The 24,444-nt window shown below is 68.4% G+C and carries 23 protein-coding genes; all 23 read right to left on the minus strand.

All coding sequences use genetic code 11. The features are described from left to right. Positions 1-13: 13 nt before the first annotated feature. The 23 genes from ACZ5CR_RS12130 to lysA all read right to left on the minus strand — a co-directional run bounded on the left by ACZ5CR_RS12130 (position 14) and on the right by lysA (position 24,403). Positions 14-463, minus strand: a complete 450-nt coding sequence (locus tag ACZ5CR_RS12130) for a DUF2550 domain-containing protein (protein WP_468856373.1) — start codon at positions 461-463, stop codon at positions 14-16. Positions 464-592: 129 nt separating this feature from the next. After that, entirely contained in the window at positions 593-967 is a 375-nt protein-coding gene (locus tag ACZ5CR_RS12135) for a F0F1 ATP synthase subunit epsilon (RefSeq protein ID WP_468856375.1), read from the minus strand. A gap of 109 nt (positions 968-1,076) precedes the next feature. Next, a complete protein-coding gene (gene atpD, locus ACZ5CR_RS12140) occupies positions 1,077-2,519 on the minus strand; it encodes a F0F1 ATP synthase subunit beta (RefSeq protein WP_468856377.1) in 1,443 nt (480 codons plus the stop codon). Further along, positions 2,519-3,436 carry a F0F1 ATP synthase subunit gamma gene (locus tag ACZ5CR_RS12145; protein WP_468856379.1) on the minus strand — a complete coding sequence of 306 codons (918 nt, stop codon included), beginning with the start codon at positions 3,434-3,436 and terminating at the stop codon, positions 2,519-2,521. The genes atpD and ACZ5CR_RS12145 overlap by 1 nt, the downstream gene beginning before the upstream one ends. 20 nt (positions 3,437-3,456) lie before the next feature. Further along, positions 3,457-5,055 (minus strand): F0F1 ATP synthase subunit alpha, encoded by a 1,599-nt coding sequence (gene atpA / locus ACZ5CR_RS12150; RefSeq protein WP_468856382.1) that lies wholly within the window; start codon positions 5,053-5,055, stop codon positions 3,457-3,459. Positions 5,056-5,182: 127 nt separating this feature from the next. Continuing rightward, positions 5,183-6,004, minus strand: coding sequence for a F0F1 ATP synthase subunit delta (locus ACZ5CR_RS12155; protein WP_468856383.1), 822 nt, complete (start codon positions 6,002-6,004; stop codon positions 5,183-5,185). After that, positions 6,001-6,549 carry a F0F1 ATP synthase subunit B gene (locus ACZ5CR_RS12160; RefSeq protein ID WP_468856385.1) on the minus strand — a complete coding sequence of 183 codons (549 nt, stop codon included), beginning with the start codon at positions 6,547-6,549 and terminating at the stop codon, positions 6,001-6,003. Before ACZ5CR_RS12160 ends, ACZ5CR_RS12155 begins: the two co-directional genes overlap by 4 nt. Before the next feature lie 38 nt (positions 6,550-6,587). Further along, the gene (atpE, locus tag ACZ5CR_RS12165) at positions 6,588-6,827 is read right to left on the minus strand and encodes an ATP synthase F0 subunit C (RefSeq protein WP_361820963.1); all 240 of its coding nucleotides are present in this window, start codon (positions 6,825-6,827) and stop codon (positions 6,588-6,590) included. Between the two features lie 74 nt (positions 6,828-6,901). Further along, entirely contained in the window at positions 6,902-7,672 is a 771-nt protein-coding gene (atpB, locus tag ACZ5CR_RS12170) for a F0F1 ATP synthase subunit A (RefSeq protein ID WP_468856896.1), read from the minus strand. Between the two features lie 276 nt (positions 7,673-7,948). Beyond that, positions 7,949-8,386, minus strand: coding sequence for a hypothetical protein (locus ACZ5CR_RS12175; RefSeq protein ID WP_468856388.1), 438 nt, complete (start codon positions 8,384-8,386; stop codon positions 7,949-7,951). Positions 8,387-8,646: 260 nt separating this feature from the next. Beyond that, entirely contained in the window at positions 8,647-9,981 is a 1,335-nt protein-coding gene (locus ACZ5CR_RS12180; RefSeq protein WP_468856390.1) for an MraY family glycosyltransferase, read from the minus strand. 130 nt (positions 9,982-10,111) lie between these two features. After that, positions 10,112-11,383, minus strand: a complete 1,272-nt coding sequence (locus ACZ5CR_RS12185; RefSeq protein ID WP_468856392.1) for a serine hydroxymethyltransferase — start codon at positions 11,381-11,383, stop codon at positions 10,112-10,114. Between the two features lie 152 nt (positions 11,384-11,535). After that, the gene (locus ACZ5CR_RS12190; protein WP_389903140.1) at positions 11,536-12,177 is read right to left on the minus strand and encodes an arsenate reductase/protein-tyrosine-phosphatase family protein; all 642 of its coding nucleotides are present in this window, start codon (positions 12,175-12,177) and stop codon (positions 11,536-11,538) included. Continuing rightward, entirely contained in the window at positions 12,174-12,821 is a 648-nt protein-coding gene (locus ACZ5CR_RS12195; RefSeq protein WP_389903143.1) for an L-threonylcarbamoyladenylate synthase, read from the minus strand. Before ACZ5CR_RS12195 ends, ACZ5CR_RS12190 begins: the two co-directional genes overlap by 4 nt. A gap of 47 nt (positions 12,822-12,868) precedes the next feature. Next, positions 12,869-13,714, minus strand: coding sequence for a peptide chain release factor N(5)-glutamine methyltransferase (gene prmC, locus ACZ5CR_RS12200; protein WP_383278520.1), 846 nt, complete (start codon positions 13,712-13,714; stop codon positions 12,869-12,871). A 48-nt stretch (positions 13,715-13,762) separates the two neighbouring features. Beyond that, the gene (gene prfA, locus ACZ5CR_RS12205) at positions 13,763-14,839 is read right to left on the minus strand and encodes a peptide chain release factor 1 (RefSeq protein WP_468856396.1); all 1,077 of its coding nucleotides are present in this window, start codon (positions 14,837-14,839) and stop codon (positions 13,763-13,765) included. A 129-nt stretch (positions 14,840-14,968) separates the two neighbouring features. Beyond that, positions 14,969-15,190: a 50S ribosomal protein L31 gene (gene rpmE, locus ACZ5CR_RS12210; RefSeq protein WP_249587748.1), complete on the minus strand. Its 222-nt coding sequence runs from the start codon at positions 15,188-15,190 to the stop codon at positions 14,969-14,971. A 199-nt stretch (positions 15,191-15,389) separates the two neighbouring features. Then, on the minus strand, positions 15,390-16,505 hold the full coding sequence (locus ACZ5CR_RS12215) for an LCP family protein (protein ID WP_468856400.1): 1,116 nt from the start codon (positions 16,503-16,505) through the stop codon (positions 15,390-15,392). Between the two features lie 353 nt (positions 16,506-16,858). After that, entirely contained in the window at positions 16,859-18,964 is a 2,106-nt protein-coding gene (gene rho / locus ACZ5CR_RS12220) for a transcription termination factor Rho (protein ID WP_468856402.1), read from the minus strand. Between the two features lie 372 nt (positions 18,965-19,336). Continuing rightward, positions 19,337-20,254 (minus strand): homoserine kinase, encoded by a 918-nt coding sequence (gene thrB, locus ACZ5CR_RS12225; RefSeq protein ID WP_468856405.1) that lies wholly within the window; start codon positions 20,252-20,254, stop codon positions 19,337-19,339. Positions 20,255-20,514: 260 nt separating this feature from the next. Further along, complete coding sequence (gene thrC, locus ACZ5CR_RS12230; RefSeq protein WP_389903158.1) at positions 20,515-21,573, minus strand: threonine synthase; 1,059 nt, start codon at positions 21,571-21,573, stop codon at positions 20,515-20,517. A gap of 6 nt (positions 21,574-21,579) precedes the next feature. Beyond that, positions 21,580-22,869: a homoserine dehydrogenase gene (locus ACZ5CR_RS12235; RefSeq protein ID WP_468856899.1), complete on the minus strand. Its 1,290-nt coding sequence runs from the start codon at positions 22,867-22,869 to the stop codon at positions 21,580-21,582. A gap of 142 nt (positions 22,870-23,011) precedes the next feature. Further along, positions 23,012-24,403 (minus strand): diaminopimelate decarboxylase, encoded by a 1,392-nt coding sequence (lysA, locus tag ACZ5CR_RS12240; protein WP_468856407.1) that lies wholly within the window; start codon positions 24,401-24,403, stop codon positions 23,012-23,014. Between the last annotated feature and the right edge of the window lie 41 nt (positions 24,404-24,444).

Consider the following 24,444-nt stretch of genomic DNA (forward strand, 5'->3'; position numbering starts at 1 on the left):
ACCGCCATGAGAACTACGCCACGTTGACGCGCTGCCCCGGAGGCGCCGCCTCCAGCCACGCCAGGAATCCCGTGAGCGCGTCCTCGCCCATCGCGAGCTCCAGGCGGACGCCGCGGTGCAGACAGCCGAGCACGATCGCGTCCGAGAGCAGCGCGAGCTCCTCCTCGCCGTCCGGAGCACGCCGGTCGACGACCTCGATGGCCGAGCGCTCCAGGGTCCGGCGCGGTCGGGGGGCGTACGAGAAGACGCGGTACCACTCGATCCGGTCGCCGTTGTAGCGGGCGACGCCGTACCCCCAGCCTTTGCCGGAGGTGTCGCCCTTCTCCGGGGCGTCCCAGCGCAGGCTGCAGTCGAAGGTGCCGCCGGAGCGCTGGATGAGCCGGCGCCTCAGTCCGAAGACGAAGAGCCCCACCAACACCAGAACGACCAACACGAGTCCGCACACGAGCAGAGTGAGGATCATCGGCACCGACCTCCTCGCCTCTTCGAAACGGACCAACAGAATTGCACCCGCATTGCCTCAGCCGCGACCCGGTCCGGATTGCTCCGGACCTGGCCGCGGCTGAGTCACGTCAACGCCGTCGCGCAGGTTTCAGCGCGACGAAACCGCCCGCAGTCGGACGTCCGCACGACGCTCGGCGGAGGCGTCTGCCTCCGACTTCGCGCGCTCGAGCGCCCGCTCCGCACGCTGTACATCGATCTCGTCCGACAGCTCGACGATCTCAGCAAGCAGTGACAGCTTGTTGTCCGCGAAGGAGACAAATCCTCCGTGGACGGCAGCGACGACAGTCTCGCCGTCACTCGTACGAATGGTCACCGGGCCCGATTCCAGCACACCGAGCAGCGGCTGGTGACCGGGCATGACGCCGATGTCGCCGGACGTGGTGCGCGCGACGACCAGGGTGGCCTCGCCGGACCAGACGCTACGGTCCGCGGCGACCAGCTCGACATGCAGCTCAGCAGCCAAGGGTGGCTCCTCGGGTCACCACCCGGCGGCTTCGCCGGGTGTTGGGTCAAATTCTAGTGGGCGTATCGGGAGGGGCGGGACGCGCCCACCCCTCCCGGGAGTCACAGACTCAGGAGACGCCGAGTTCCTTGGCGTTCGCCTTCAGGTCCTCGATGCCACCGCACATGAAGAACGCCTGCTCGGGGAAGTGGTCGTAGTCGCCGTCGATGATCGCGTTGAACGCGGTGATCGACTCGTCCAGCGGCACGTCCGAACCGTCAAGACCGGTGAACTGCTTGGCGGCGTGGGTGTTCTGCGACAGGAAGCGCTCGACGCGACGGGCGCGCTGAACGACCAGCTTGTCCTCTTCGCTGAGCTCGTCGATGCCGAGAATCGCGATGATGTCCTGGAGGTCCTTGTACTTCTGCAGGGTGCCCTTGACACGCATGGCGGTGTCGTAGTGGTCCTGCGCGATGTAGCGCGGGTCCAGGATGCGGGACGTCGAGTCCAGCGGGTCGACCGCCGGGTAGATGCCCTTCTCCGAGATCGGACGCGACAGCACGGTCGTCGCGTCGAGGTGCGCGAAGGTCGTGGCCGGGGCCGGGTCGGTCAGGTCGTCCGCGGGGACGTAGATCGCCTGCATCGAGGTGATCGAGTGACCACGCGTCGAGGTGATGCGCTCCTGGAGGAGGCCCATCTCGTCGGCCAGGTTCGGCTGGTAGCCCACCGCGGAGGGCATGCGGCCGAGCAGGGTCGAGACCTCGGAACCGGCCTGCGTGAAGCGGAAGATGTTGTCGATGAAGAACAGCACGTCCTGCTTCTGCACATCGCGGAAGTACTCCGCCATGGTCAGACCGGCGAGGGCGACGCGCAGACGCGTGCCCGGCGGCTCGTCCATCTGGCCGAAGACCAGGGCGGTCTTGTCCAGAACGCCCGACTCCTGCATCTCGTCGATGAGGTCGTTGCCCTCACGGGTGCGCTCGCCGACACCGGCGAACACGGAAACGCCCTCGTGCAGCTTGGCCACACGCATGATCATTTCCTGGATGAGGACGGTCTTGCCGACGCCCGCTCCACCGAACAGACCGATCTTTCCACCCTTGACGTACGGGGTGAGAAGGTCGACGACCTTCAGGCCGGTCTCGAACATCTCGGTCTTGGACTCGAGCTGGTCGAAGGCCGGGGCCTTGCGGTGGATCGGCCAGCGCTCGGTGACCTGAGCCTCCGCCTCCGGCTCGTTCAGGATCGCACCGAGGGTGTTGAACACCTTGCCCTTGGTGATGTCACCGACGGGGACGGTGATGCCCTCGCCCGTGTTGGTCACCGCGGCCTGACGGACCAGGCCGTCAGTGGGCTGCATGGAGATGGCGCGGACGATGCCGTCGCCGAGGTGCTGGGCGACCTCGAGCGTCAGCGTCTTCTTCTCGCCGTCCTTGGCCGGGTCGGCCACCTCGACGTGAAGCGCGTTGTAGATGTCCGGCATCGCGTCGACGGGGAACTCCACGTCGACGACCGGGCCGATCACCCGGGCGACGCGGCCCGTGGCAACGGCCGTATCAACAGTGGTCGTCATTACTTGTCACTCCCCGCAGAAGCGTCGGCCAGGGCACTGGAGCCACCGACGATCTCGCTGATTTCCTGGGTGATTTCGGCCTGGCGGGCCGCGTTGGCAGAACGGGTGAGAGCGTTGATCAGGTCACCCGCGTTGTCGGTCGCCGACTTCATCGCGCGGCGCGTGGCGGCGTGCTTGGAAGCAGCCGACTGGAGCAGCGCGTTGTAGATACGGCTCTCGACGTAGCGCGGCAGAAGGGCGTCGAGGACGTCCTCCGCCGACGGCTCGAAGTCGTACAGCGGGCGGGCCTGGTCCGTCGGGCCCGCCTCCTCCGCGACCTGCTCGAGGCTGAGCGGGAGCAGCCGGGAACCGGTCGCTTCCTGCGTCATCATCGAGATGAACTCGGTGTAGACGATGTGGAGTTCATCCACGCCGCCCTCGGCCGTGTCCGTCTCGATGGCCTCGATCAGGGGTGCGGCGATCGTCTTGGCGTCCGCGTAGGAAGGGGCATCGGTGAAGCCCGTCCACTGCCCGGAGATCTTCCGCTCACGGAAGTTGTAGTGCGCGATGCCACGGCGGCCGACGATGTACGTGTCGACCTCCTTGCCCTCGTCCTGCAACTTCTTGGTGAGCCTCTCCGCGGCCTTGATGGCGTTGGAGTTGAAGGCGCCGGCCAGGCCGCGGTCGCTCGAGAGGAGCAGCACAGCGGCCCGGGTCGGAGCCTCGGCCTCGGTGGTCAGCGGGTGCTTGTCGTTGGCACCCGTGGCCACCGCGGTGACCGCGCGGGTCAGCTCGGTCGCGTACGGCGTGGAGGCGGTCACCTTGCGCTGTGCCTTGACGACACGCGAGGCGGCGATCATCTCCATCGCCTTGGTGATCTTCTTGGTCGCGGTGACGGATTTGATGCGACGCTTGTAGACCCGGAGCTGGGCTCCCATGAGTCAGGTCCCTTCCGTCGTCACTTGGACGCGTCGACGGCAGCCGGAGCGTCCTCGCCGAGCAGCTTGCCGTCCGAGGTCTCGAACTGCTTCTTGAACTCGGCGACGGCGTCGGCGATGGCCGTGATCGTGTCGTCGGTCATCTTGCCGCCCTCCTTGATGGAGGTCATCAGGCCCTGCTCCTTGCGGTGCAGGTAGTCGAGCAGCTCGCGCTCGAAGCGCCGGATGTCGGCGACCGGTACCTCGTCCATGCGGCCCGTGGTGCCGGCCCAGATGGAGATGACCTGGTCCTCGGTGGCCATCGGCTGGTACTGAGCCTGCTTGAGCAGCTCGACCATGCGCGAACCGCGCTCGAGGGAGGCCTTCGACGCGGCGTCCAGGTCGGAACCGAAGGCGGCGAACGCCTCGAGCTCACGGAACTGGGCGAGGTCCACGCGGAGGCGGCCCGAAACCTGCTTCATCGCCTTGTGCTGCGCGGAACCACCGACACGGGAGACGGAGATACCGACGTTCAGCGCGGGGCGCTGACCGGCGTTGAAGAGGTCCGACTCCAGGAAGCACTGGCCGTCGGTGATGGAGATGACGTTGGTCGGAATGAACGCCGACACGTCGTTCGCCTTGGTCTCGACGATCGGCAGACCGGTCATCGAGCCCTTGCCCAGCTCGTCCGAGAGCTTCGCGCAGCGCTCGAGCAGACGCGAGTGCAGGTAGAAGACGTCACCCGGGTAGGCCTCGCGCCCCGGCGGGCGGCGGAGCAGCAGGGACACGGCGCGGTAGGCGTCGGCCTGCTTCGAGAGGTCGTCGAAGATGATGAGGACGTGCTTGCCCTCGTACATCCACTGCTGGCCGATGGCCGAACCGGTGTAGGGCGCCAGGTACTTGAAGCCCGCCGGGTCGGACGCCGGGGCGGCGACGATGGTCGTGTACTCAAGCGCGCCGGCCTCTTCGAGGGCACCGCGCACGGAGGCGATGGTGGAACCCTTCTGACCGACGGCGACGTAGATGCAGCGCACCTGCTTGTTCACGTCGCCCGAGCGCCAGTTGTCGCGCTGGTTGATGATCGTGTCGACGGCCAGGGCGGTCTTGCCCGTCTGGCGGTCGCCGATGATCAGCTGACGCTGGCCACGGCCGATCGGGGTCATCGCGTCGACGGCCTTGTAGCCGGTCTCCATCGGCTCGTGGACCGACTTGCGGTCCATGACCGTGGGGGCCTGCAGCTCGAGGGCGCGGCGGCCGGACGTCTCGATCTCGCCGAGGCCGTCGATCGGGGCGCCGAGCGGGTCGACGACGCGGCCGAGGTAGCCCTCGCCCACCGCGACGGACAGGACCTCGCCGGTACGGGTGACCGGCTGGCCCTCCTCGATGCCGCTGAACTCGCCGAGTACGACGGCGCCGATCTCGCGCTCCTCAAGGTTGAGGGCGAGACCGAGGGTGCCGTCCTCGAACTTCAGCAGCTCGTTGGCCATGGCCGAGGGGAGGCCCTCGACCTTCGCGATACCGTCACCGGCAACGGTGACCGAACCGACCTCCTCGCGCGAGGCCGCGTCCGGCTTGTACGCCTGGACAAAGTTCTCCAGTGCGTCCCGGATCTCCTCCGGCCGGATCGTGAGCTCCGCCATCTGGGTTCCCTGCTCTCCTTGTTGGGCCCGAAGTTTCACTTTGGGGGTCTGGGGACTCCCCCCAAGTAAGAGGTGAATCCTCTGCACGGCCCAACTAGGGCCGTAATGACAACGTTTTGAGTTACTACTAGCTCGCCATGCGGCGGTGCGCGTCCTCGAGTCGGTCCGCGATGCTGCCGTTGATGATCTCGTCGCCGACCTGCACCGTGATCCCGCCGAGGACCGCGGGGTCCACGTCGAGGTTCAGGTGCATCTGGCGGCCGTAGACCTTCGCGAGGGCGGCACCGAGGCGCTGCTTCTGCTGGTCCGAAAGCGGAACAGCCGAAGTGACGACGGCGACCATGCGGTTCCGGCGGTCCGCGGCAAGCTTGGACAGGGACTCGAGTCCCGCTTCCAGGCTACGTCCACGGGGCGCGGTCACAAGGCGCTCGACGAGCCGCTCCGTCACCGCGTCGGCCCGGCCGCCGAGCAGGCTGCGCAGCAGCTCGCTCTTGGCCGCGCCCGTGGCGGCGCGGTCGGTCAGCGCGGAACGCAGGGCGGTGTTCGAGGAGACGATCCGGCCGAACCGGAACAGCTCGTCCTCGACGTCGTCCAGCGCGCCGGACTTCTGCGCACCGGTCAGCTCGGCGAGGTTGGTGAGCTCCTCGAGGGCGTCCACCAGGTCGCGCGACTGCGACCAGCGCGAGCGGACCAGGCCGGCCACCAGGTCGGCGGTCTCGCCGCTGACCTGCCCGCCGAGCAGCCGCCCGGCGAGCTCGGCCTTGGCCTCGCCGGCCTGCGACGGGTCGGTCAGGACCCGGCGCAGTGAGACCTCGCGGTTGAACAGCGCGGTGACCTGGGCCAGCTCGTCCGCGAGCTGCCGCACGTCCACCGAGGTGTTGTCGATCAGCGCGTCAAGACGCTCGCGCGCGGCGGCCAGGGCCTCGCGGCTAGCTCCGTGGGCTGTCATCGAGCAGCCTCGGCCTTCTCCTCGAGGTCATCGAGGAAACGGTCGATCGTGCGGCTCTGCCGTGCGGAGTCCTCGAGGGACTCACCGACGAGCTTGCCGGCCAGGTCGGTGGCCAGCTGGCCCACGTCCTGACGCAGCGACTGCGCGGCGGCCTTGCGGTCGGCGGCGAGCTGCGCGTGACCTGCGGCCACGATCTCCTCGCGCTGCCGCTGGCCTTCGGCGCGCATCTCAGCGATGAGCGTGGCGCCCTGCTCCTGCGCCTCCTGGCGCAGACGCGCGGCCTCGTGCCGTGCCTCGGCGAGCTGAGCCTTGTACTGCTCAAGAACGCTCTGGGCCTCGGTCTGAGCGGCCTCGGCCTTCTCGATACCGCCTTCGATCGCCTCCCGGCGCTCTTCCAGAACCTTGTTGATGTTCGGGAGGAGCTTCTTCCAGAAGAAGAAGAAGACGATGGCGAAGGCGATGGCGCCGACGAGCAGCTCGGGGCCCGGCGGGATGAGCGGGCTCTGCTCTTCCTCGGCCGCCAGCTGAACCAGGTTGGCGATCACATCAATGCCTTTCGTCGAAAAGTGTCAGGTAGCTGTTCTTAGCGACCGAACACGAACGGCATGACGATGCCGATGAGGGCGAGCGCCTCACAGAAGGCGAAGCCGAGGATCTGGTTGGCGCGGATCAGGCCGGCAGCTTCGGGCTGACGGGCAAGGGCCTCGGTGCCCTTACCGAAGACGATGCCAACACCGATGCCGGGGCCGATCGCGGCGAGGCCGTAGCCGATGGAGCCGAGGGAGCCGGAGACGCCTGCGGCGAGTTCGAGGGTCGCGGACATGCCGTTACTTCCTTCTCTTTCATGGGCCGGTGGGGGTTGACCACCGGGCGATCTGGGGCTTGGAGGCCGGGTACTCAGTGGTGCTCGGCGAGAGCGCCCTGAATGTAAGTGCTGGCAAGGAGTACGAAGACGTACGCCTGGACCGCCTGCACGAAAAGCTCGAAGAGGATCATGGCCACGGTCATCACGAAGGAGACACCGGCAGCCGGGATCATGAAGCTGTTCAGCAGGTACCAGGAGGCGACGGTGAACATCACCAGCATCAGGTGACCCGCGAACATGTTGGCGAAGAGTCGCACCGCGTGCGTGAACGGACGCACAAGGAGGTTCGAGAAGAACTCGATGAACGACACCAGCCACTTGATCGGGCCGAGCGAGTTGTCGTAACCCGTGATGTTCTTCCAGCCGCCCACAAAGCCGTGGCGCTTGAAGGTCAGGGAAACCCAGATCACATATACGAGGACCGCGAGCACGACGGGGTACGCGATGATCGATGAGACTGGGAACTGGGCCAGCGGGATCACGGACCAGATGTTCATGATCCAGATGAAGAAGAACATCGAGACCATCAGGGGGACGTACTTCTCGCCCTCCTTCTTGCCCATCGTCTCGTAGACGATCCCACGGCGGACGAAGTCGTAGCCGGCCTCTGCGACCATCTGCAGCTTGCCCGGGACGACCTTGGCTTTGCCGAACGCCGCGTAGAAGAAGCTGACGACCACGAGCGTCGTCAGCAGCGCCAGCAGCATCACCTTGTTGAACTCGAACCCACCGACGGTGAAGATCGGCTGGAAGAGGAACGAGTGCAAGCCCGGGGAGGGGAAGCCACAGCCGTTGTCGGACATGATCCGACAGCTCCACTCAAAGGCGAGCTCAGTTTGGTCAGCACTCACCGCGGGCTCCTTCGGCGTGACGCATAGGTACGGCAACCTCGTTGTCGTGTCGGCGCGGCGCGCAGCCGCGATTCGGCACCAGACTGGTGTTTCGGATGTGGGCGCGGCGTTCGGGCATCGAGCTTCGCGATTGTGCAGGCGTCAGCTCGGATGCCCGCGCCAGCAGTGCCGCAGTTGGCACCGGACGATAGCAGCATCGAGAACGCGCATTTATCCCGGCCCTACCGTTCACTTCGACGACCCCGACTTCTCGGGCTTGTCGTGATTCGCGGAGTCGGGGTCAACGTAAAGGATCTTGGCTTTCATGAACGCGCGGGCCTGCGACGCCATCCACACGACGGTCGCGACCACGAGCCCCACGGCGAAAGCCTTGGGGTTGAACAACGTGGTGTCCTTGAAGAGACCCACAAAGACAAGAAGCAACAGGAGTTGGACGACGTAGAGCAGCAGTCCCATCATCTGGAACAGATGCGGGAGCGCCTTCGCCGTTCGCTGCAGTGCGAACATCCCGAGCCCCATGAAGGCGATGACGACCACTGTGCCGACGACAGCACCGAGTGCCCCCTTGCCACCCGCGACCACACCACTGACCACGGCGGTGATCGCACCGGCGGCAGCAGTGGGTACGGCGGACAGCAGGAGAGTTCGGGTGTCTTGAGACGGCATGGCGGCGCTCCGCTTACTGATGGGGGCAGGGTGTCGTCATGGACGAGCGTAGTCCGGGGTCGAGGGTGTACCTCGGGCCAATAGACCGTCGCACTACGGTCCTTCGGCTCTGTCCCCTGGTTTCGTGAACGGTATCACAAACTATTTGATGAGGTCTTTACCTCGTAGGTGTGCTGGCTGTCACACATGAGAGTTAATCCGCGCGTCTGTGCACGCAGCGCGGCAACTTGTCTGGTATTGGGCAAGTTTGACGCCACCGGTCAACTCGATGAACCGGCCTTGCGCCGATCTTCGAAGCGCGAGCGGGTGCCAACGGCGGTCGCTCCGTTGACGTCCGACCCGACCGGAGGGCGGTCGTCCGCCTCCGCGTCGGGCTCATCCGTCGCATCCGCCTCGTCGGTCGCGGACACGTCCGCCGCCGCTGCCTTGCGCCGCCGGTAACGCGGCGGCACGAAGGCCTCGGCCCAGCGCGGGATGTGCGGGGTGAACCGCGGCAGCATGAGCAGCACGAGACCCACCGCGCTCAGGGCGACGATCACGAACAGGATCCACATGCTGGCCGAGTGGACCGAGTAGGCCACCGTGCCGAAGCCGATGAGGGCCGACCAGAAGTACATGATCAGCACCGCACGGCTGTGGGAGTGGCCGATCTCCAGGAGGCGGTGGTGGAGGTGGCCGCGGTCGGCGGCGAACGGCGACTTGCCGTTCCACGTACGCCGGACGATCGCGAGGACCAGGTCGGCGAACGGGATCGCGATGATCGTCAGCGGCATCAGGAGCGGGATGAAGACCGGGAGCATCGCGTGCGTGGCATCGCGGGCGCCTCCGAAGTTCAGGCTCAGGGCGTCGCCGTCGATCTGCCCTGTGGCGGAGATCGCACCCGCCGCGAGGACCAGGCCGATCAGCATCGAGCCCGAGTCCCCCATGAAGATCCGGGCGGGATGGATGTTGTGCGGCAGGAAGCCCATGCACATGCCCATCAGGATCGCGGCGAAGAGCGTCGCGGGGGCCGCGGCCTCGATGCCGTACCCGTACCAGATGCGGTAGGCGTACAGGAAGAACGCGGTCGCCGCGATGCACACCATGCCCGCGGCGAGGCCGTCGAGGCCGTCCACGAAGTTCACCGCGTTGATGGTGATGACGACGAGCGCGACCGTCAGGAGCGTGCCCTGACCCTGGTCCAGGAGGACCATGCCGTAGCCGGGGACCGGGATCCACAGGATCGTCAGGCCCTGGAGGACCATGACACCCGCCGCGATCATCTGGCCGCCCAGCTTGATCAGGGCGTCGATCTCGAACTTGTCGTCGAGGACGCCGATGATCCAGATCAGCGCGGCACCGGAGAGCAGTGCGCGCGGTTCGTTCGACCGCTCGAAGACGTCACTCAGGTTCGGCAGATGGTCGGCGACCAGCAGACCGGCGCACAGCCCGAAGAACATCGCGATGCCGCCGAGCCGGGGCGTGGGCTCCCGGTGTACGTCGCGGGCGCGGATCTCCGGCATGGCGCCGGCCACGATCGCGAACTTCCGCACCGGGCCGGTCAGCAGATAAGTCACCGCGGCCGTGATGCAGAGCGTCAGGAGGTATTCACGCACGGGCTTCCCCACAGGTGTCGCTGGCCATCTCAGCCCCACACACTAGCTCTGCGCGCATATGGTTGGGGACTTCCGGGTAGCGACGATGGTTGCACGAGTACGTGCGGTTCCTTGACGCACCTGCCCCGGCCTAGGCGGGATACGGCGGAAATCTGCCCACCAGTTCACGCACTTCCTCTCTCACTTTCGAGTCCTTCACGTCTTTGGATTCATCACGCACCGCTTCGGCGACGAGCCCGGCGATCCGCACCATCTCCGCGTCCTTCATGCCCTGTGTGCTGACGGCGGCCGTCCCGAGCCGCAGTCCGCGGGCGTCGGCGCGGGGCAGGGCGCAGGTGTCCAGGACGAGGCCACGGGCGGCGAGCCTGCCCCGGGCTGTGTGCGCGTCGACGCCCAGGGGCGCGGGGTCGGCGAGGATCAGGTGTGTGTCGGTGCCGCCGGTGGTGATCGCGCAGCCCGCCGCGGCGAGGGATTCCGCCAGGATGCGGGCGTTCGCGACGACCTGATGGGCGTACGCGGTGAAGGCCGGGGTCTCCGCCTCGCCGAACGCGACGGCCTTCGCGGCGATCGTGTGCATCTGCGCGCCGCCCTGCGTGAAGGGGAACACGGCCCGGTCGATACGTGACGCGAGCTCGGCCCCGCACAGGATCAGGCCGCCGCGCGGGCCGCGGAGCACCTTGTGGGTCGTGGCGCACACGACGTCGGCGTACGGCACAGGGCTGGGGGCCGCTCCCCCGGCGATCAGGCCGAGCGGGTGGGCCGCGTCGGCGATGAGGTACGCGCCCACGTCGTCGGCGATGTCGCGGAAGGCCGCGTAGTCGATGTGCCGGGGGTAGGCGATGGAGCCGCAGACGATCGCCTTCGGCTGGTGCGAGCGGGCCAGGGACCGCACCTCGTCGTAGTCGATGAGGCCGCTGTCCGGGTCGATGCCGTAGCCCACGAAGTCGAACCAGCGCCCCGAGAAGTTCGCGGGCGAGCCGTGCGTGAGGTGGCCGCCGTACGGCAGGCCCATGGCCAGGACGGTGTCGCCGGGGCGCAGCAGGGCGGCGTACGCGGCGAGGACCGCGGAGGAGCCGGAGTGCGGCTGCACGTTGGCGTGCTCGGCGCCGAAGAGGGCCTTGGCGCGGTCGATGGCGATGCGCTCCGCGACGTCCACCAGCTCGCAGCCGCCGTGGTGGCGGGCGCCCGGATACCCCTCGGCGTACTTGTTGGCGAGGGGGGAGCCGAGGGCGGCGAGCACCGCGGGCGAGGTGAAGTTCTCGGCGGCGATGAGCTGGAGGCAGGACCCCTGCCGGTCCTGTTCGGCGAGGAGGATCTCCGCCATCTGGGGATCCGCGCGGCGCAGCGCGGCGAAGTCAGCGGGCGCCGTCGACGCGGCGGTGGGTGCGGTGCTGACCGGCATCTTCGGCTCCGGGCCTCGCGAGGGGTGAGGGTCCCTCCCAGGAGAGCCCCGTCAATGAGGGCCTCCCATGAGGGTCCCTTCAATGTAGGCCCGCCACACGGTGCCCGCGCGGTGTCGCGGACGGATGATCCGCCCATCGTGCAGAGAAAGGTTTACGCCTTGGCCCGCACGCCCGTCAGCGCCGTCACCACCGGATCGAGCGCCTCATTGATCTCGTCGCCCACCGAGCGGAAGAAGGGCAGCGGCGCCCCATAGGGGTCGTACACCTCGTCCGCCTCAGCCGTGGGCGCCAGGAGCCAGCCACGCAGCGCCGCGGCGGCCCGTACCAGCGCCCTGGCCCGCTCCACGACACCTCCGTCGGGGTCCGGCAGGGTCGCCGGGTCTATGGCCCGTACAAGGCGCGTGAACTCCTTGAGCGTGAAGGTGCGAAGCCCGGCCGAGTGGCCCATCGAGATGACCTGCGCCCGGTGGTCCCGGGTCGCCGTCAGGACGAGGTCCGCGCGGATGACGTGCTCGTCGAGGAGCTCGCGCCCTTTGAAGCCGGAGGCGTCCGCGCCGAAGTCCGCGAGCACCGCCTCGGCGTTGGTCTCCATGGGGGCGCCCTCGTGCCCCCACGTGCCCGCGCTCTCCACGATCAGGCCGCCGGTGAAGGGATCGCCCAGGCGGTCGGCCAGGGCATGCCTGGTCAGCCGCTCGGTGATCGGCGAGCGGCACACGTTGCCGGTGCTGACGTGGAGGATGCGGAACGAGTCGGGAGAAGCCGCTATGCCACGCCCCGTCTCAGGGGCTGTCAATTCGCCACCTCGAGGTCGGGTACCACCTTGCGGAGCTCCTCCGCGTCCAGGGCACCCGCGCGCAGCAGTACGGGCACCTTGCCGGTGACGTCCACGATCGAGGAGGGGATGATGCCGGGCGTCCTGCCGCCGTCCAGGTACACGGAGACGGAGTCGCCGAGCATCTCCTGAGCGGCGTCACAGTCCTCCGGGGAGGGGTGCCCGGTGAGGTTCGCCGACGAGACCGCCATGGGGCCGACCTCGGTGAGCAGTTCGATGGCGACGGGGTGCAGCGGCATCCGGATCGCGACGGTCCCACGGGTGTCCCCGAGGTCCCACTGGAGCGACGGCTGCTGCTTGGCGACCAGGGTCAGCGCACCGGGCCAGAAGGCGTCGACGAGCTCCCAGGCCGACTCGGAGAAGTCGGTGACCAGGCCGTGCAGGGTGTTCGGCGAGCCGATGAGGACGGGCGTGGGCATGTTGCGGCCCCGGCCCTTGGCGTCGAGCAGGTCGGCACACGCCTCCGGGGTGAAGGCGTCGGCACCGATGCCGTAGACGGTGTCGGTGGGCAGGACGACCAGCTCGCCACGGCGGACGGCCGACGCGGCCTCGCGCAGACCGGTCGTACGGTCGGTCGCGTCATTGGTGTCGTATCGCCGTGCCATCTAGCGGGCCTCCTCGTACACGAACTGCTGGCTTGAAGTGGGAGTGCTCACGGCATCGCCTTGCGGGCGGTCGCGAACCTCGGCCGGTTGTTGAGGTCGGGGTGATCGGCCGCGTCGGCCCAGCCCCGCTCCTCGGTGAAGATCCACGGCACCTGGCCGCCCTGGGTGTCGGCGTGCTCGATGACGACGACACCTCCGGGCCGCAGGAGGCGGTGTGCGGTGCGCTCGATGCCGCGGATCAGGTCGAGGCCGTCCTCGCCGGAGAAGAGCGAAAGTTGCGGGTCGTAGTCGCGGGCCTCGGGAGCCACGTACTCCCACTCGGTGAGCGGGATGTACGGCGGGTTCGAGACGACGAGGTCGACCTGGCCGTCGAGCTCGGGGAGGGCGTCACGCGCGTCGCCCTGGGAGAGCTTGACCCTGGATCCCTCGACGTTCTTGCGCGTCCACTTCAGGGCGTCCTCGGACAGCTCCACGGCGTACACCCGCGAGCGCGGGACCTCCTGGGCCATGGCGAGCGCGATGGCGCCGGAACCCGTGCAGAGGTCGACGATGAGCGGCTCGACGACGTCCATCGCGCGCACGGCGTCTATGGCCCACCCGACGACCGACTCGGTCTCCGGGCGCGGCACGAAGACACCGGGGCCGACCTGCAGTTCGAGGTAGCGGAAGAAGGCGCGCGCGGTGATGTGCTGGAGCGGCTCGCGGGCCTCACGGCGCGCGATCGTCTCCCAGTAGCGGGCGTCGAAGTCCGAGTCCTTGACGGAGTGCAGCTCGCCCCGCTTCACGCCGTGCACGAAGGCGGCGAGCTCCTCCGCGTCGTTGCGCGGCGAGGGCACGCCGGCGTCGGCCAGCCGCTGGGTGGCCTGGGCCACTTCCGCGAGCAGCAGGTTCACGCTGGTCCTCCGGGGCTGAGCTGAGCGATGGGCGGGTGCGGTCGGGTCTCAGGCTGCCGCGAGCTTGGCTGCCGAGTCCGCGTCGACGCAGGCCTGGATGACCGCGTCGAGGTCTCCGTCGAGCACCTGGTCCAAGTTGTACGCCTTGAAGCCGACGCGGTGGTCCGAGATCCGGTTTTCCGGGAAGTTGTACGTGCGGATCTTCTCGGAGCGGTCGACGGTGCGGACCTGGCTGCGGCGGGCGTCCGCGGCCTTGCTCTCCGCTTCCTCCTGCGCCGCGGCAAGGAGCCTGGAGCGCAGGATACGCATCGCCTGCTCCTTGTTCTGCAGCTGGCTCTTCTCGTTCTGGCAGGAGGCGACGACGCCGGTGGGCAGGTGCGTGATACGCACCGCGGAGTCGGTGGTGTTGACCGACTGGCCGCCGGGGCCCGACGAGCGGTAGACGTCGATGCGCAGGTCGTTGGCGAGGATCTCGACGTCGACCTCCTCGGCCTCGGGCGTCACCAGGACGCCGGCGGCGGAGGTGTGGATCCGGCCCTGCGACTCGGTCGAGGGCACGCGCTGCACGCGGTGCACGCCGCCCTCGTACTTCATCCGCGCCCAGACGCCCTGTCCCGGCTCGGTCGCGCCGTTGCCGCCCTTGGTCTTCACGGCGACCTGGACGTCCTTGTAGCCGCCCAGCTCGGACTCGGTGGCGTCGATGATCTCGGTCTTCCAGCCGACACGCTCCGCGTACCGCAGGTACATGCGCAGGAGGTCGCCCGCGAAGAGCGCCGACTCGTCGCCGCCCGCGCCCGCCTTGACCTCGAGGATGACGTCCTTGTCGTCGCTGGGGTCGCGGGGCACAAGGAGGAGCCGCAGCTTCTCGGTGATCTCCTCGCGCTGCTTCTCCATGTCCTTGACCTCGGCGGCGAACTCGGGGTCCTCCGCGGCCAGTTCACGGGCCGTCGCGATGTCCTCGCCGGTCTGCTTCCAGGCGCGGTACGTCGAGACGATCGGGGTCAGCTCGGCGTAGCGCTTGTTGAGCTTGCGCGCGTTGGCCTGGTCGGCGTGGACCGAGGGGTCCGCGAGCCTTGTCTCCAGATCGGCGTGCTCGCCGATCAGTTCCTCGACCGCCTCGAACATCGGGGTCTCCTGGTTTTCTGCGTTCCTACGCGAAGGTTCTACGCGAAAAATGGCTGCTGCGTCAGACGGCAAAGCGCCGGTCCCAACCGCCCCCTCCCGAGGGCGGCCGAAGACCGGCGCAGTGGCTCGCTACTTGTTGGCGGCGGCAGCCTTGCCGAAGCGGGCCTCGAAGCGGGCCACGCGGCCACCGGTGTCGAGGATCTTCTGCTTGCCCGTGTAGAACGGGTGGCACTCGGAGCAGACCTCGGCGCGGACGGTGCCGCTGGAGATCGTGCTGCGGGTGGTGAATTCGGCGCCACAGGTGCAGCTGACCTGGGTCTCGACGTACTCGGGGTGGATCTCGCGCTTCAAGGTGTCTCCTAGATTCGGGAGGGCTCCGGGTCGTACGCGCGGATTGCTCGTACGTGAACCGGGACCGACGTACCAGTCTGCCAGGACTGGCCGCATCTGCCCAAACCGGGGTGGGTTGCGTTCTATTCCCGGCGGGTCGCTGACGCCGCTGCCTGCTGCCGCCTGTCGCTGTCTGTCCGCTGCCTGTCGCTGTCCGCCGCTACTTCACGACGTCGCTCGCGTCGCCCTTGTCGCCCGCGGACTGCTCGGTGGCGGACTTGGGGATCGCCTTGTCGGCCTTGAGCGCCGCCCAGACCTGCTGGTCGGCCTTCTCCAGGGGCAGGACGCGGTTGGGGTCGTTGGGGTCGTACTGGATGGGCAGCGTGACCATCTTCATGTCGCCCGCCCCGATGCCCTTGAGCCCGCTCGCGAAGCCCGCGAGGCTCTTGACGTCGTTCAGGTCCGAGTCGGTGGTGATGGCGCTGGTCGCGTCGTTCGCCAGGTCGTAGAGCTTCTTCGGGTTGCTGAAGACGCCGACGTCCTTGACCTGCTTGATCAGGGCCTTGATGAAGGCCTGCTGCAGCTGGATGCGGCCGAGGTCGCTGCCGTCGCCGACGCCGTGCCGGGTGCGGACGAGGCCGAGGGCCTGCTCGCCGGTGAGCTGGTGCGTGCCCGCGTCGAGGTCCAGATGGCTGTCCTTGTCGTGGATGGCCTTCTTGGTGGTGATCCCGACGCCGCCGAGGGTGTTGATGAGCTTCTTGAAGCCCGTGAAGTCGACCTCCACGTAGTGGTCCATCCGGATGCCGGACATCTTCTCCACGGTCTTGACGGCGCAGGCGGGGCCGCCGACCTCGTACGCCGTGTTGAACATCTGGCGCTCGCCGCCCGGATCCGTCCGGTCGTCGTCCGTCTTGCACTCGGGGCGGGATATCAGCGTGTCGCGGGGTATCGAGACGACGCTCGCCGTCTTGTGGCCCTTGTTCACGTGCACGATCATCGCCGTGTCCGAGCGGGCGGCGCCCTCGTCCTTGCCGTACTTGGCGTTGTCGCCCGAGCGGGAGTCGGAGCCGAGGACGAGGATGTCCTGCGAGCCGTTGTCGATGTCCTTGGGGCGGTCCGTGCCGAGCGCCGCGTTGATGTCGACGCCCTTGATGTTGCCGTTGAGCTTGAAGTACACGAAGCCGAGGCCCGCACCACCGAGGACGACCACCGATGCCGCGGTCCACGCGGTGATGACGAGGACCTTGCGGCGCTTTTCGCGCGGCTTGCGACGCCGACCGCCACCGCCTCGGTGCCGCTTCGGTGCCGTATCCCCGGATGTGCTCTCGTCGCTCATGTGCTCCTCTGTCCTCGTCGGTCGGTTACCCCCTGCTTTCAGGGTCAGTCGCGAACAGTCGCGGTCTGTCGTTACTTGTCAGACGTGGAAACCGAAAGAAGGGTTGCACAGCCATTTATGTGCGCCCCGGCGCGCGCACGTGACGCATCGTGCACACCTTCCCCGCCTTTCTCGCCCCTCACCTGCGTTTTTCTCCGTCATGGGGCTACTGCCCGTGACCATAAGAATCTCTTAGGGGTGTGGCCAAGGTCATTCAGCGCCCCTTTCACACCCCACCCGCACCTCGCGCTCCCCGCAACGCAGAAGGCCGCCCCCGTCGCGAGACGGGAGCGGCCTTCTGTGTGACGCGAGGACTAGTCGTTGCCGTTGCCCGGCGTCGGTGTCGTCTTCGCGATCTGCATGAGGAATTCGGCGTTCGACTTCGTCTGCTTCATCTTGTCGAGGAGCAGCTCGATGGCCTGCTGCGAGTCGAGCGCGTGCAGCACCCGGCGCAGCTTCCAGACGATCGCGAGCTCTTCGCTGTTGAGCAGGATCTCTTCCTTACGGGTGGAGGACGCGTCGACGTCCACCGCCGGGAAGATGCGCTTGTCGGAGAGCTTCCGGTCGAGCTTGAGCTCCATGTTGCCGGTGCCCTTGAACTCCTCGAAGATCACCTCGTCCATGCGCGAACCGGTGTCGACGAGCGCGGTGGCGAGGATGGTCAGCGAGCCGCCGTCCTCGATGTTGCGCGCCGCACCGAAGAAGCGCTTCGGCGGGTAGAGCGCGGTCGAGTCGACACCACCGGACAGGATGCGCCCGGAGGCCGGGGCCGCCAGGTTGTACGCACGGCCCAGGCGGGTGATCGAGTCGAGGAGCACGACCACGTCGTGGCCCAGCTCGACGAGACGCTTGGCGCGCTCGATGGCCAGCTCGGCGACCGTCGTGTGGTCCTCGGCCGGACGGTCGAAGGTCGAGGAGATGACCTCGCCCTTCACCGACCGCTGCATGTCGGTGACCTCTTCCGGACGCTCGTCGACCAGGACGACCATCAGGTGGCACTCGGGGCTGTTGACGGTGATCGCGTTCGCGACCGCCTGCAGGATCATGGTCTTGCCGGTCTTCGGCGGGGCCACGATCAGGCCTCGCTGGCCCTTACCGATCGGTGCGACGAGGTCGATGATGCGGGTCGTCAGCACGCCCGGGTCGGTCTCCAGACGGAGCCGGTCCTGGGGGTAAAGGGGCGTCAGCTTGTTGAACTCCGGGCGCCCGCGCCCGGATTCGGCCGCCATGCCGTTCGCCGAGTCGAGGCGGACGAGCGCGTTGAACTTCTCGCGGCGCTCGCCGTCCTTGGGCTGACGGACGGCGCCGGTGACGTGGTCACCCTTGCGCAGACCGTTCTTGCGGACCTGGGCGAGCGACACGTACACGTCGTTCGGGCCCGGGAGGTAGCCCGACGTACGGATGAACGCGTAGTTGTCGAGGATGTCCAGGATGCCCGCGACGGGGATCAGTACGTCGTCGTCGGCGACCTGCGGCTCGCTGGCGCCGCCGAACTCGTCACGGCCGCGACGGCCACGGCGGTCGCGGTAGCGGCCACGGCGGCCGCGACGGCCGCTCCCGTCGTCGTCGAAGTCGTCCTGCGGTCCGTTGTCCCGCTGGTCCCGCTGCTGACGGTCGCCACGGTCCTGGCGGTCGCCACGGTCACCACGGTCCTGCCGGTCCTGGCGGCCGCCGCCCTGCTGGCGGTTGCCGCCCTGTCCCTGCTGGTCGTCGCCCTTGTTGCCACGGCGGTCGCGGTCGCGGCCACGGCCCTGGCGGTCACGGCCCTGGCGGTCGCGGCGGCCCTCGGCGTTGTTGTCGCCGGAACCCTCGCCCCTGGCCTCGGACGGCGCGTCCGTCCTGGCCTCGTTCTTGGCGTCGTTCTTGGCGTCGTTCTTGGCGTCGTTCTTCGGCTCGCTCTTCGCCTCGGCGGTGACCGTCTCGGGGCTGCCCGCGTCCGCGGTGGCACGGCGACGGCCGCGACGCTCGCCCTTGTCGGCACCCGCGGGCTGGCCCGGGATGTCGATCTGCTGCTGGGCGGCCTCTTCGGCCTTGGCCGGCTCGGCCGCGGCCTTGCTCGCCTTGGCGGCCTTCTCCGTGCTCGCTGCGGTGTCCTCGCCCGTCCGGGCCTTCGAGGTGGCGCGGCGCTTGGGCTTCGTCTCGGTTTCGGCGGACGAAGCGGACGCGGCACTCTTCGCGGGGCTGCCCCCGCCGGCCTGCGCCTCCTTGATGACCTCGATCAGCTGGCTCTTGCGCATCCGCGCGGTGCCCTTGATACCGAGGCCGGACGCGACCTGCTGCAGTTCCGCCAGCACCATGCCATCGAGGCCGGTGCCGCGGCGCCGCCGGGACCCGGCCGAAGCACCGGTGGCAGGCGCCGCAGAGGCGTCCGTCGCGGGCGTGTCGGCAGTCACGCCCATCAGATCGGTGGTGTCGCTCACGAAGGGTCCTTCCCTGGAGCGGACGTCGGCCTGTCTGGCTCGGCGACCGGTTGTGCTGTCCGGAGGTCCTCTGGTGTGTGGACCGTGCCGGGGCGGTGGTCCGCCAACGCGCGGCGGAAGAATTCACTGGTGATGGCGAGTCCCGGTGAGGTGTCACTCATGTGCGGTGTCACTCGACTCGGTCACGCCGGTTCCGGAGCGTGCTCGGCACCGCTCAGTGCGGAACACAGAGCAGTTTGGGAGGCTCCCGGAAGGATGGATGTCCCGGACGGGGACACGAAGCACCTCGCCATGGTGCGGTCGGGTGCAGACTTGAGGTTAACACTACCGGGTCCAACAAACATTCCCCCTCTCTAATCCGCCTATCGGGTGTCAAGGCGCGAGCGGCAGCACACTCGCGCCGGTCGCGTCGAGCGCAAGACGATTGGCCGCCCAGCCCTCGCCCGCGAGGCGTGCGACCTTGTCCGCCGCACTCTCATCCACCAGAGCGAGGACCGTGGGCCCCGCGCCGGAAATCGTTGCCGGGACACCGTCCGCGCGCAGGCGTTCCACCAGGGCGGCGCTCTCCGGCATGGCGGGCGCGCGGTACTCCTGGTGGAGCCGGTCCTCGGTTGCCGGAAGCAGCAGTTCGGGGCGCCTGGTCAGGGCCTCCACGAGCAGTGCGGCGCGGCCCGCGTTGGCGGCCGCGTCGACGTGCGGGACGGTGCGTGGGAGCAGTCCGCGCGCCGTCTCGGTGAGGACGGGCTTTCCGGGTACGAAGACCACCGGAACGACGGAACCGGCGGGTTCCATCCTGATCGCCCGCGCCGCTCCCCCGTCCATCCAGGAGAGCGTGAAACCGCCGAGCAGACAGGCGGCGACGTTGTCGGGGTGGCCCTCGATCTCCGTGGCGAGTTCGAGCAGGGCGTTGTCGTCGAGCCGGGCGTCACCGCCTATCGTCACGGCGCGCGCGGCGACGATGCCCGCACAGATGGCGGCGGACGAGGAGCCGAGGCCCCGGCCGTGCGGAATGCGGTTGGCGCAGACGATTTCGAGCCCGCGCGGCTGTCCGCCGAGCAGGTCGAAGGCGGTGCGCAGGGAACGTACAAGCAGATGCGACTCGTCGCGCGGGAGCGTCTCGCTGCCCTCACCTGCGATGTCGATGTTCAGTCCGGTGTCGGCCACCCGCACGACGACATCGTCGTACAGACCCAGCGACAGGCCCAGGGCGTCGAAGCCCGGGCCGAGGTTGGCGCTGGTGGCGGGGACGCGCACCCGGACGGCGGCGGCGCGGAACGCGGGACCGGCCATCGCTCGATGACTCTCCTTGAGCTGCGATCTTTTGAGGACTTGCCACGTGATGAGGCACTACCCGAAGGCCGCTCTGCGGCAGCACCGCGGCATATGCGGCGGGGCGGGTTCGGTACAGCCTATCGAAGGAAGGTTCTGTGGCGACATAGGGCGCACAGGAGGCGCACGATGCGTGTCGTAAGCCCCCTGTGCACCCCCTATGCGGGAGTTGCGGGATTTCCAGGCGGATATGCCCGCCGTTCAGCTGCGATTACCCCAGGTCATGCGAGACCGAGGCGCTCGGCCGCGGCGGCCGAGTCGACCGGGACCGTGACCGGCTGCGGAGCGCCCGCGACGGCCCAGTCCGGGTCCTTGAGGCCGTTTCCGGTGACGGTGCAGACGATGCGCTGCCCCTTGTCGACCTTGCCCTGCTCGGCCGCCTTCAGCAGACCGGCGACGGAAGCGGCCGACGCCGGCTCGACGAAGACACCCTCCTGGGACGCCAACAGCTTGTAGGCGCGCAGGATCTCACGGTCCGTCACCTCGTCGATGAAGCCGTCCGACTCGTCCCGCGCGTCGAGGGCGTACTGCCACGAAGCGGGGTTGCCGATGCGAATCGCGGTGGCGATGGTCGACGGGTCCTTGACGATCTCACCGCGCACGATGGGCGCGGAACCGGAAGCCTGGAAGCCCCACATGCGGGGAGTGCGCGACGAGATCGAGTCGGCGGCGTACTCCTTGTAGCCCTTCCAGTAGGCCGTGATGTTGCCCGCGTTGCCCACCGGCAGGACGTGGATGTCGGGGGCGTCACCGAGCGCGTCCACGATCTCGAACGCGGCCGTCTTCTGGCCCTCGATGCGGAACGGGTTGACCGAATTGACCAGCGCCACCGGGTAGTTCTCGGAGAGGGCGCGGGCGAGGTTCAGGCAGTCGTCGAAGTTGCCGTCGACCTGGAGGATCTTCGAGCCGTAGACGAGCGCCTGGCCCATCTTGCCGAGCGCGATCTTGCCCTGCGGCACGAGGACGGCGCAGACCATTCCCGCGCGTACGGCGTAGGCGGCGGCGGAGGCCGACGTGTTGCCGGTGGAGGCGCAGATGACGGCCTTGGCGCCCTCCTCCTTGGCCTTCGTGATCGCCATCGTCATGCCGCGGTCCTTGAAGGACCCGGTCGGGTTGGCGCCCTCGACCTTGAGATGGACCTCGCAGCCCGTGCGCTCGGAGAGCACCTGCGCGGGGACGAGCGGCGTGCCGCCCTCGCGGAGCGTCACGACCGGCGTCGTGTCGGAGACGGGAAGACGGTCCCGGTACTCCTCGATGATTCCGCGCCATTGGTGGGTCATTGCTGACTACTCCCCTTCAACCCGCATGATGCTGGCGACACCACGCACGGTGTCGAGATTCCGCAGCGCCTCGACGGTGCCGGTGAGGGCGGCGTCGGGCGCGCGGTGGGTGACGACGACGAGGGAGGCCTCGCCGTCCTTGCCCGTCTGACGGACCGTATCGATCGATACGCCGTGCTCGGCGAAGACCGTCGCGACCTGGGCGAGGACACCCGGCTTGTCGGCTACGTCGAGGCTGATGTGGTACCGCGTGACGACCGCGCCCATGGAGCTCACGGGCAGCTGGGTGTACGCGGATTCGCCGGGCCCGTTGGCCTCGGCGAGCTTGTTCCGGCAGACGGCCACGAGGTCGCCGAGAACGGCCGACGCGGTGGGGGCGCCGCCCGCGCCGGGACCGTAGAACATGAGCTGTCCGGCGGCCTCGGCCTCGACGAACACGGCGTTGTACGCCTCGCGGACCGACGCGAGCGGATGGCTGAGCGGAATCATCGCGGGGTGCACGCGCGCGGTGACGGAACCGCCGTCGGCGGCACGCTCACAGATGGCGAGCAGCTTGATGGTGCAGCCCATGCGCTTCGCGGACGCGAAGTCGGCGCCGGTCACCTCGGTCATGCCCTCGCGGTACACGTCGTCGAGGCGCACGCGCGTGTGGAAGGCGATACCGGCGAGGATCGCGGCCTTGGCGGCGGCGTCGAAGCCTTCGACGTCGGCGGTCGGGTCGGCCTCGGCATACCCGAGGGCGGTGGCCTCGTCGAGCGCTTCCTGGTACCCGGCACCCGTCGTGTCCATGGCGTCGAGGATGAAGTTGGTGGTGCCGTTGACGATCCCCAGGACCCGGTTGACCTTGTCGCCGACGAGGGACTCGCGCAGCGGACGGATCAGCGGGATCGCACCGGCGACGGCAGCCTCGTAATAGAGGTCACGGCCGTGCTCCTCGGCGGCGGCGTGCAGCGCGGCGCCGTCCTGGGCGATGAGCGCCTTGTTCGCGGAGACGACGGACGCGCCGTGCTCGAAGGCGGTGGTGATGAGGCCCTTGGCGGGCTCGATCCCCCCGATGACCTCGACGACGACATCAATGTCACCGCGTTTGACCAGCGCGGTGGCGTCGGTGGTGACGAGGGAGGGATCGATGCCCTCGCGCACCTTCGACGGGCGGCGGACGGCGACACCGGCGAGCTCCACCGGGGCGCCGATCCGGGCCGTGAGGTCGTCGGCGTGCGTCGTCATGATGCGCGCCACCTCTGAGCCGACAACCCCACAGCCCAGCAGCGCCACCTTCAGCGGACGCGTACGCATCATCCGACCTCACTTCTCCTACATCTACAGTGGGACCAGTCTCACCCACCGGATCGCGGTTTCTATCCACGGTCCGGATCGTGAGACATACATTTCACTGGCCGATACTCTGCCACGCGTTGTTTCTCGGTCGGTTTTTTCCTCAGCCGACATCGAGACGCAGGAGATCTTCCTCCGTCTCGCGCCGGACGATGACCCGCGCCCCACCGTCCCGCACGGCCACGACCGGCGGACGAAGGGCGTGGTTGTAGTTGCTCGCCATGGAACGGCAGTACGCACCGGTCGCGGGCACGGCGATCAGATCGCCGGGGGCGAGGTCGGCCGGAAGGAACGCGTCCTTCACCACGATGTCCCCGCTCTCGCAGTGCTTGCCGACGACGCGGACGAGCATGGGCTCGGCGTCGGACGTCCGCGAGACGAGCGCGACGCTGTACTCGGCGTCGTAGAGCGCGGTACGGATGTTGTCGGACATGCCGCCGTCGACGGAGACGTACGTACGCAGTCCTTCGAGCGGCTTGACGGTGCCGACCTCGTAGAGGGTGAAGGCGGTGGGCCCGACGATGGCGCGTCCCGGCTCGACGGAGATACGGGGAGTGCGCAGATTGGCGGCCTCGCACTCCCGCGTCACGATCTCGCCGAGCGCCTTGGCGATCTCGTGCGGCTCGCGGGGGTCGTCGTCGGAGGTGTAGGCGATGCCGAGCCCACCACCGAGGTCGATCTCGGGAAGCTCGACGCCGTGCTCGTCACGGATCTCGGCGAGCAGCTGCACCACGCGCCGCGCCGAGACCTCGAACCCGGCCATGTCGAAGATCTGCGACCCGATGTGCGAGTGCACTCCGGTGAGCTCCAGACCGTCGAGCTGCAGAGCCCGCCGCACGGCCTCGGCGGCCTGTCCCCCGGCGAGGGCGATGCCGAACTTCTGGTCCTCGTGGGCGGTGGCGATGAACTCGTGGGTGTGGGCCTCGACGCCGACGGTCACCCGGATCTGCACGCGCTGGCGGACACCCATCCTGTCGGCGATGTGCGCGACGCGCACGATCTCCTGGAAGGAGTCGAGAACGATGCGCCCGACACCGGCGGTGACCGCCCGCTCGATCTCGTCCTCGGTCTTGTTGTTGCCGTGGAAGGCGATGCGGTCGGCGGGCATACCGGCGTCGAGAGCGGTGGCGAGCTCACCAGCGCTGCACACGTCGAGGTTGAGCCCTTCCTCGTGCAGCCACCGGACGACGGCACGCGAGAGGAAGGCCTTACCGGCGTAGAACACGTCGGCGTCCGAGCCGAAGGCACCGCGCCAGGCGTGGCAGCGGGCGCGGAAGTCGGCCTCGTCGAGGAAGTAGGCGGGGGTACCGAACTCCTCGGCGAGCCGGGTCACCTCGATCCCGCCGACGGTGACGACACCGTCCGCGGAGCGATCGACGGTCTGCGACCAGACCTTGGGGTCGAGGGAGTTCAGATCGGCGGCCGGGGCGGTGTAGTGCCCTTCGGGCACTACGTCGGCGTGGCGGGGCCCGGCGGGGTGTGCGGAGCGGCTCATGTCGCGTTCGTCTCTCTCACTTCATTCACGTCTGTCTTCAC

Source organism: Streptomyces sp. NPDC031274 (assembly GCF_055570235.1).